The sequence below is a fragment of the Kocuria sp. CPCC 205258 genome, from assembly GCF_040981005.1.
GTDB lineage: Bacteria > Actinomycetota > Actinomycetes > Actinomycetales > Micrococcaceae > Kocuria > Kocuria rosea.
On sequence record NZ_JAVKPS010000058.1, the window covers coordinates 1 to 541 of the forward strand.

The following is a 541-nucleotide window of genomic DNA, read 5'->3' on the forward strand; positions in this document are numbered from 1 at the left end:
CGCAGCGTGACCGTCACCCCCGCCCCGCGGATCCCGGCCACCAACCGGCTCATCCTCGGCGACCACAGCAAGGTGCAGATCTCCTCATGACGACCAGAATCCTGGTGACCGGCGGAGCGGGCTTCATCGGCTCCCACTACGTACGCACCCTCCTGGGCCCCCACGGCGACCAGGACGTGACGGTCACCGTCCTCGACGCGCTCACCTACGCGGGCAACCCGGCCAACCTCGACGCCGTCCGCGACAACCCCCGGTTCACCTTCGTCCACGGCGACATCTGCGACGCCGGCCTCGTCGACCGACTGATGTCCCGCCACGACCAGGTCGTCCACTTCGCCGCCGAGTCGCACGTCGACCGCTCCATCGCCGGCGCGGCCGACTTCGTCCGCACCAACGTCGCCGGCACCCAGACCCTGCTCGACGCGGCCCTGCGCCACGGCCCCACGACCTTCGTGCACATCTCCACCGACGAGGTGTACGGCTCGATCGACATCGGATCCTGGCCGGAGACCGACCCCCTCGCCCCCAACTCGCCCTACTC

The 541-nt window shown here is 70.2% G+C and carries 1 protein-coding gene; it reads left to right on the plus strand.

Annotated elements, in window-relative coordinates; genetic code table 11:
• Positions 1–86: 86 nt before the first annotated feature.
• Positions 87–541: dTDP-glucose 4,6-dehydratase (locus RF644_RS18815; protein WP_368797667.1), on the plus strand; the 455-nt coding region annotated here is incomplete at its 3' end.